General features: G+C 70.5%; 1 protein-coding gene. It reads left to right on the top strand.

Annotation, left to right across the window (positions count from 1 at the left end; genetic code table 11):
* Window positions 1-1,062, top strand: a 1,062-nt coding sequence (locus AC27KI_RS25595) for an efflux RND transporter permease subunit (RefSeq protein ID WP_487116618.1), incomplete at both ends; no start/stop codon positions are given.

Below are 1,062 nucleotides of genomic sequence, written 5' to 3'. Positions count from 1 at the left end.
GACCCGCTGCGCCTGCAGGCCCTGCGGGCCACGGCGGCCGACGTGTCGCGCCAGCTGCGCCAGGTGCAGATCGAGAGCGCGGGCGGCCGCGCTGACCTCGGCGGCGCGGAGCAGCCCGTGCGCACCATCGCCACCGTGCAGACGGCGCAGGAGATCGGCGCCATGGACATCCCGCTCACCGACGGCCGCCACATCCGGCTCGACCAGGTGGCCACCATCAGCGACACCGTGGCCGAGCAGCGCACCGCCGCGCTGCTGGACGGCAAGCCGGTGATCGGCTTCGAGGTCTCGCGCAGCCGCGGCGCCAGCGAGGTCGAGGTGGGCGCGGGCGTGCAGCGGGCGCTGGACAAGCTCCAGGCCGAGCGGCCCGACCTGCACCTCACGCGCACGGTCGATTTCGTGGACATCGCCAGCGACGAGTACGACAGCTCCATGCGCCTGCTGTACGAAGGCGCCATCCTGGCCGTGGTCGTGGTGTGGCTCTTCCTGCGCGACTGGCGCGCGACCATCGTCTCGGCCGTGGCGCTGCCGCTGTCGGTCATCCCGGCCTTCATCGGCATGCACCTGCTGGGCTTTTCCATCAACATCATCACGCTGCTGGCGCTGTCGCTGGTGGTGGGCATCCTGGTGGACGACGCCATCGTGGAGGTGGAGAACATCGTGCGCCACCTGCGCATGGGCAAGTCGCCCTACCAGGCGGCGATGGAGGCGGCCGACGAGATCGGCCTGGCGGTGATCGCCACCACCTTCACGCTGATCGCGGTGTTCCTGCCCACCGCGTTCATGAGCGGCATCGCCGGGCGCTTTTTCAAGCAGTTCGGCTGGACGGCGGCGCTGGCGGTGTTCGCCTCGCTGGTGGTGGCGCGGCTGCTCACGCCCATGATGGCGGCCTACCTCATGAAACCCATGGTGGCGCAGGAGAAGGAGCCGCGCTGGCTGGGCACCTACATGCGCGCCTCGGCCTGGTGCCTGCGCCACCGCGTGATCACGCTGCTGGGCGCGCTGCTGTTGCCTTTTTCGACGCGCTGCAAGCTGCGGCTGCAGCAGGCGGGCGATGCGTGG

The organism is Acidovorax sp. KPB24-03, assembly GCF_057546605.1.
The sequence above is the reverse complement of the archived record's forward strand: the minus strand, read 5'-3'. Positions and strand labels throughout refer to the sequence as shown.